General features: G+C 45.0%; 8 protein-coding genes and 2 tRNA genes. All 10 read right to left on the bottom strand.

What is annotated here, in order from left to right; translation table 11 throughout:
* Nucleotides 1-226: 226 nt before the first annotated feature.
* A complete protein-coding gene (locus tag H539_RS0110975) occupies nucleotides 227-787 on the bottom strand; it encodes a SpoIIIAH-like family protein (protein WP_026693547.1) in 561 nt (186 codons plus the stop codon).
* Nucleotides 788-900: 113 nt separating this feature from the next.
* The gene (gene spoIIIAG, locus H539_RS0110980) at nucleotides 901-1551 is read right to left on the bottom strand and encodes a stage III sporulation protein AG (protein ID WP_026693548.1); all 651 of its coding nucleotides are present in this window, start codon (nucleotides 1549-1551) and stop codon (nucleotides 901-903) included.
* Nucleotides 1541-2158, bottom strand: coding sequence for a stage III sporulation protein AF (spoIIIAF, locus tag H539_RS0110985; RefSeq protein ID WP_026693549.1), 618 nt, complete (start codon nucleotides 2156-2158; stop codon nucleotides 1541-1543). The genes spoIIIAG and spoIIIAF overlap by 11 nt, the downstream gene beginning before the upstream one ends.
* A 4-nt stretch (nucleotides 2159-2162) precedes the next feature.
* Nucleotides 2163-3362: a stage III sporulation protein AE gene (spoIIIAE, locus tag H539_RS0110990; protein WP_026693550.1), complete on the bottom strand. Its 1200-nt coding sequence runs from the start codon at nucleotides 3360-3362 to the stop codon at nucleotides 2163-2165.
* Between the two features lie 18 nt (nucleotides 3363-3380).
* Nucleotides 3381-3776 (bottom strand): stage III sporulation protein AD, encoded by a 396-nt coding sequence (spoIIIAD, locus tag H539_RS0110995; RefSeq protein WP_026693551.1) that lies wholly within the window; start codon nucleotides 3774-3776, stop codon nucleotides 3381-3383.
* A gap of 6 nt (nucleotides 3777-3782) precedes the next feature.
* Complete coding sequence (spoIIIAC, locus tag H539_RS0111000) at nucleotides 3783-3989, bottom strand: stage III sporulation protein AC (RefSeq protein ID WP_026693552.1); 207 nt, start codon at nucleotides 3987-3989, stop codon at nucleotides 3783-3785.
* A 22-nt stretch (nucleotides 3990-4011) separates the two neighbouring features.
* Nucleotides 4012-4527 (bottom strand): stage III sporulation protein SpoIIIAB, encoded by a 516-nt coding sequence (gene spoIIIAB / locus H539_RS0111005; protein ID WP_026693553.1) that lies wholly within the window; start codon nucleotides 4525-4527, stop codon nucleotides 4012-4014.
* On the bottom strand, nucleotides 4520-5446 hold the full coding sequence (spoIIIAA, locus tag H539_RS0111010; protein ID WP_026693554.1) for a stage III sporulation protein AA: 927 nt from the start codon (nucleotides 5444-5446) through the stop codon (nucleotides 4520-4522). Before spoIIIAA ends, spoIIIAB begins: the two co-directional genes overlap by 8 nt.
* A 312-nt stretch (nucleotides 5447-5758) precedes the next feature.
* A tRNA-Cys gene (locus H539_RS0111015) sits at nucleotides 5759-5829 on the bottom strand.
* A 152-nt stretch (nucleotides 5830-5981) separates the two neighbouring features.
* Nucleotides 5982-6058 (bottom strand) — tRNA-Ile (locus H539_RS0111025).

Below are 6058 nucleotides of genomic sequence, written 5' to 3' on the forward strand. Positions count from 1 at the left end.
TAATCTTGGTTTGAAAAGCACCGTTCTCCGCTTTTTGTCTAATCCAGCTCCAAGCTGAGACCCTCGAGTCATAAGCCAGGCTGTCTATGGGAAGAAGCCCGCTTCCCACAGCCACCCTGTCTTATGCTTGTCGGGTCCCTGCCTGCTAATAATTACGGAGAATAATAAGTTCCTGTATCAATGTGCCTTATATAAATCTTATTTAGCAGTCACCGCTTTCCGCCTTTTATTTCGGTTGGAATTCTACTGCTACGTTGGCGGAGGAGCCTATTTCTTTGGTGACGGTGTTCATGATTTCGTTCGCTGCGGTGTTGGATTGTTTTTTGGATTTGACCAGGACATGGACATTGTTTCCGTCAATTTTCACTAGTGCTCCTTCGTAATTCATGGCTACGATCTGGGATTCGAGAAGCCCTTCTGTTACGGATAATTTATCGAGATCTTTGATTTTTTCAAAGGCTGCATTTTTTTCTTTTGTGGAGATATCGCTGGCCAAGGCTACATTCAGGTCTTCTTTCTCTTTGTTACGCTGGTCTTCAATGTCCATTCTCATTGCTTCGAACACTTCATCATTTGCCGGTTCTGTGACAGCTTTAGCACTTGCTCCTTTTTCATTTTTGGCAGGCTCTGCTGCTGTAGTCTTTTTATTTTCCTGATCCTTCTTTTTTTCCTCTGAAACTGCCATATCGTTTGCCGGCTTCTGAGGAGTTGTAATGTAATAGACGGACAGAACAACCACTAGACTCAGCATTGTTAATAACCATACTGTTTGTTTTTTTAATAACATTGTAGAATCCTCCTAATATTTTTCATTTATTTTGGCTGTTCGGATTGGCATCGCTGCCTTTGTAAACAGCTTTATTTAAAATGCTTATTCATGGCAGCATCTGCTTTTTTAAGTTATTTCTTGGCAAGAACGGATACCCTGTGGGTCGGGACATCCAGAACCCTTGTTACAGCTTCCCTGATCCATTTCTTTACTTCGATATTATCGGCACCCTTGGCAACTACCAGTACCCCGCGTATGACCGGCTTTTCTGTCTGTACAACAAGAGGCACTTCCTTTTCACCGTTCCTTGTCGTGACCAGCTGCTCATCTGTAGAAGTATCTTCGACCTGGCGCTTGCCGCCATCCCGATCTTCTTCATTGGTGGACTGCTTATGGGTTACGGTGTTTTTTTCGTAAATTTTCTTTTCCGTGGAGTCTACATTGACCACGACCGTCACATCACCAATCCCGGCTACGTCCTCGAGAGCATCCTTTAGCAGATGCTCGTATTCTCTTTCATAGTCTGTGAACATCTTCTTTCCGCTGTCTTTTTTCATACCGAAGGCCGCTACATCCTCCTTCGGCTGACTGCCGGCCGTAACCGCTTCGCTTTCTGTGCTGTTTGACTGGCTTGATTTTGATACAAAGCTGCTGGCTAGCATTAAACCGACACCCACTACTAGAATTGTTAGTACATAAGCATGCATGGAAGGTTTCCCTGGGCCCTTGTCCTTTTTTAGGAGCTTGGCCAGCAAAGAAAAAGGACCTTTGTCATCTTTCATGCTTAACTCCTCCTCCCTCCAGCTCAACAGTAAGAATTTCTTCTTTTACGGACCATTTTGCTGCGAGAAATTTTTTAACTGCATTCATTTCTGCATTCTGTCTTGGCAGCGGTTTGCTTATATCAATTTTCACAGGTGTGACAGCTTCGACGGCTTCCCCTTCCTGGGCAGGCTTCAGGACCAGCGATATATTTTTTATGTCATTGGGGAATTTAGGATTATCCTTACTGGCCGATTCAATATCCACCTGTGCAAGCTCCAGCTGGTATTTATTCATCAACTCCTCTTTCGCGTCCTTTTTAAGCTGGACAGCCATTTGTTTTAAAATATATGCTTGCTGTGAGGCTTGTATTTCTTTTTTCTTCGCTTCTATTAAATTTTTTGTATTTCTTTGCTGGTCAGTAGTATTCAGGGCTTTGGCCATCACCTGTTCAAAATCTGCAGAGAAAAGCTTAAGAATGGGTGATAATATGATCGCGATCAACAGAAGGCCGATGACCATCTTGGCATACTTCTGCATGGAGGAATTCGGCAGAAGCATGTCAATGACTGTTGCCAGCAGGATAAAGAGAATAATATTGGTTACCCAGCTTGTGATAAACTGCATTTTTTCACCTCACCATCATTGTGACGTTTCCTGCGGCTATTATGACCGTAACACTTAAAAAGAACATTAGGGCGACTATGGCCAATGCTGCAAATATATAAATCATGCTCTTGCTGATCACACCGAGACAGCTGATCACCGGTCCTCCCCCGAGTGGCTGGAGGATAGCGGCGGCCAGCTTATATATGAGGGCGATAATCAGGATTTTCAGGGCTGGAAAAATGCAGATCAAAAGGAGGATAATGACCCCGGCAATCCCGACGGAGTTTTTCAGCAGTACAGATGCGCTCATGACTGTATCGGTCGCATCTGAGAACATCCTTCCCACCACGGGAATAAAATTTCCCGTGATGAACTTTGCGGTCCTGATGGTAATCCCATCGGCAACAGCCGACGATGTTCCCTGAACAGATATGACACCGAGGAAAATGGTCATGAAAGTACCGATCAGCCAGATGCCTCCATTGCGGAGCAGATTAGCCAGCTGCGTGACTTTGTATTGCTCGCTTAAAATGCTGACAATGCTTAACACCGCTGATAGAAGTAATAGAGGCAGGACAATTTTCTGGACAAGAATTCCGCTTGTATTCATCAGGAACACTAATACAGGGTGAAAAAAGGCTGCCGAGACCACTCCTCCTGATGCAGCTATCAAAGCGATCAGGAGCGGAATAAGGGCAAGCAGGAATTCAGTCATGGTTCGTACGGTCGTGCTTGTGTATTCAATTGCTACATGGAAGCTGTTTAACGCCAGGATGATGAGGACCATGAACACGATTGCATAAGCAACCTTGCTGACGGTGCTTTTCTCAAACGCCGACTGCAGATTTTGAAGGAACATGCTCAGGACGGTCAGTACGACAAGTGTTCCCAAAAGCTTTCCGTTCACCAGGAGCTCCTGGAAAACAAATTTGCCAAGACCCTTCATCCATTCAGTGATAGAGAACTTTTTCTCACCGCTTACAAAATCAAAAAAGCTTCCCTTCTGGCTTTCAGGCAGATAGCCTCCGTAATCAGTAATGACTTTGTCCCAAAATTCCTTAAGCTGGTCCACCCCCATGCTTTCAAGCTGGGAATTCACCATATCCTGTTTGCTTACATGTTGACTTTCATTGGTTTCGGCATAAGCTTTTTGGTCTGTGAGTATACAGAGCCCCAGCAGGAATACTAGAAAAAAAATGCTTTGAATCGTGCTTCGAATCATGCTTCGCCACCCCGCCTGTCAGCTTGGAATAAGTTTAATGATCGTTTCAATAATGACGGTCAATATCGGGATTGCCATGGCCAGAATGATAATTTTTCCTCCCAGTTCAATTTTGGAGGCAATAGCCCCCTGGCCGGCATCCTTGGTGATTTGAGCCGCAAATTCAGCTATATATGCAATCCCGATAATTTTTAGAATCGTTTCAAGGTATACCATATTCACATTCGCCTTTAGAGCGATTTTTTGAATCATATGCAGAATGTCTGATATCTGACCGACAAGCATAAGAAAAATGGAACAGCCCACAAAAACCACCAAAAGAAAAGCAAAATTCGGCTTCTGCTCCTTAATGACAAGGGCAAGGAACGTTGCAATTAAGGACATGCCGACGATTTTGAGGATTTCGATGGCAATCTCCCCCTAACCCTCGAATAAAAATACCGATTTAATTTTTTCAAATAAATCATCCATCACCGAAGCCACCATGAACAGGATGAAAATAAAGCCGACAAGCGTCACCCACTGTGCATATTCCTTTTTCCCAACCTGGTCCAGCACTGTATGAAGAAAAGCGACGATAATACCCACACCAGCTATTTTAAAAATCAGATCTACATCTATTCCCATATCTCTTCTCTCCTTTTCCTAATCACATAAGCAGGACAACCAGCAGGAGCCCCGACAAAAAACCCAGACTTTTAATCATCTTTTCATACTTGTTTTGGCGGTCGAGCGCTTCTTTTTCTTCTCTTTCCAAATGGGTCAGTGCAAGGAGGATTTGCTTTTGCTGGTTCATCCGGTCCTGTTTTCCCAGAGTTTCCCCGAATTGGGACAGAATCTCGTATTCTCCCCGCTTAAGCGATAAAAGCTTCCACACTTCCTGCAGACTGTCAGTCCATGAATCCTTCACAGTTGTCCCACTGCTTTCCAGTTTATGTCCAAACGTCTCAAAAAAAAGAGAGAGAGGGGCTGGCAGCTGTCTTGATAGCTTCATGGATGCTTCCCGGAGCGGTGTCTGGCCATACATGATTTCCGCCTCCAGTGCCTGCAGGGAGGATCTCAGCTGTCTGAGCTGCCGTGGCCTTTCCGCAAATCCCCTGGCGATTCCATAGCCTGTCCATGTCGTTGCAAAGATAATAAAAGCAGCACCAACAAGCTTAAGCATAGGCGCCTGTCTTTCCGGTCAGTTCAACACCATCCTGATTCCAGACCTTCGAAATATATCCCGGAACCTTATTCCTCGTGACTTCCACAAACCTCTCGAAGATTTTCTCCTCAAGGATTTTGCGGATAATGGGCCTTTTCTTTATTTCCTCAAGAGAGCTGCCGTGGGTGGTAATAATAAGCTTTATTCCGGCATTTGCTGCCTCCAGGACAGCCTCTGTATCTTCCGCCCTTCCGATTTCATCCACCACCAGGATATCTGGTGACATTGAACGGATCAGCATCATCATTCCTTCTGCTTTTGGACATCCATCGAGAATATCCACCCGCGGACCAAGCTCCAGCTGTGGAATCCCTTTTACACAGCCGGCAATTTCTGAACGTTCATCCACAATCCCCACTTTCCTCGGCGGAATGGATGCTGTCTCGATGCCGGTAGAAACTAATCGGGCTAAATCTCGTAATATCGTTGTTTTTCCTGTCTGTGGCGCTCCAATCAAAAGAGTGTGCATCCACCTGCCCGAATATAGATAGGGTGTAAGTCCAGCAGCGGCTCCAATCTTCTGCCTCGCAATCCGGATATTATAAGAAGAGATATCCCTTATCGCTTTTACACAGCTGTTCTCCAGGATCACTTTGCCTGCAAGCCCCACACGGTGGCCCCCTTCTATGGTGATATATCCCCTTCTGAGCTCCTCTTCCAGGGTATATAAAGAAAACTGGCTTAACGCATTCAACAGCTGTTCAGAATCCTCCTGAGTGGCGAGATATGGCAGAAACCGCGATTCTCCTGCAATCATCAGTTCGATCGGCCTGGCGATCCGGATCCGGATTTCCTCCAGAGAATCTTTTAGCAGCAGCGGCAGATTTTTCAGAAGATCAGCAATATGTTTTGGCAAAAATGCTAAGACCGATTCCATACAATGAACCTCCTATGACATTCTGTTAATTTAAATGTATGCCTACTTGTTCGCTTTATGACTTGGGTTATCTAAATTGAAACCGCCTTCTTCCAGTAAAAATCAAAAGAACCCAGTATTAGATTACTCCAATACTGGGTTCTTCTTTTGGTATCCCTGTTTTGCTTAGCGCTATGCTGTTCAATCTACTATATTGAGCTCCTTGGAGGAAATGTGTATACAGTAATTTTTTTCATTAAAAAAAGACATCCTGGATGGATGCCTTTTCTTGTGTCCCTAAGAATACTCTCTTGCCCGCCAATGTAAAATTTAAGGCAGCAACCGGATTTGAACCGGTGGTGGAGGTTTTGCAGACCTCTGCCTTACCACTTGGCTATGCTGCCATCAAAAATAAAAAAAAATAGATCGAAGGTTCCAACCGGTTATGATCGTTGGTCACTTCACTAACTAGCTGAACATTGGCTCCCCTGGCAGGATTCGAACCTACGACCGTTCGGTTAACAGTCGAATGCTCTACCACTGAGCTACTGCGGAATGGTGGGCCTAAATGGACTCGAACCATCGACCTCACGCTTATCAGGCGTGCGCTCTAACCAGCTGAGCTATAGGCCC

This window comes from Peribacillus kribbensis DSM 17871 (genome assembly GCF_000430765.1).
Lineage (GTDB): Bacteria > Bacillota > Bacilli > Bacillales > DSM-1321 > Paraperibacillus > Paraperibacillus kribbensis.

Excerpts from the sequence above, each read along its gene's own strand:
- H539_RS0110975 (WP_026693547.1), bottom strand. The coding sequence starts at position 787 with ATGTTATTAAAAAAACAAACAGTATGGTTATTAACAATGCTGAGTCTA.
- spoIIIAG (WP_026693548.1), bottom strand. The coding sequence starts at position 1,551 with ATGAAAGATGACAAAGGTCCTTTTTCTTTGCTGGCCAAGCTCCTAAAA.
- spoIIIAF (WP_026693549.1), bottom strand. The coding sequence starts at position 2,158 with ATGCAGTTTATCACAAGCTGGGTAACCAATATTATTCTCTTTATCCTG.
- spoIIIAE (WP_026693550.1), bottom strand. The coding sequence starts at position 3,362 with ATGATTCGAAGCACGATTCAAAGCATTTTTTTTCTAGTATTCCTGCTG.
- spoIIIAC (WP_026693552.1), bottom strand. The coding sequence starts at position 3,989 with ATGGGAATAGATGTAGATCTGATTTTTAAAATAGCTGGTGTGGGTATT.
- spoIIIAB (WP_026693553.1), bottom strand. The coding sequence starts at position 4,527 with ATGCTTAAGCTTGTTGGTGCTGCTTTTATTATCTTTGCAACGACATGG.
- spoIIIAA (WP_026693554.1), bottom strand. The coding sequence starts at position 5,446 with ATGGAATCGGTCTTAGCATTTTTGCCAAAACATATTGCTGATCTTCTG.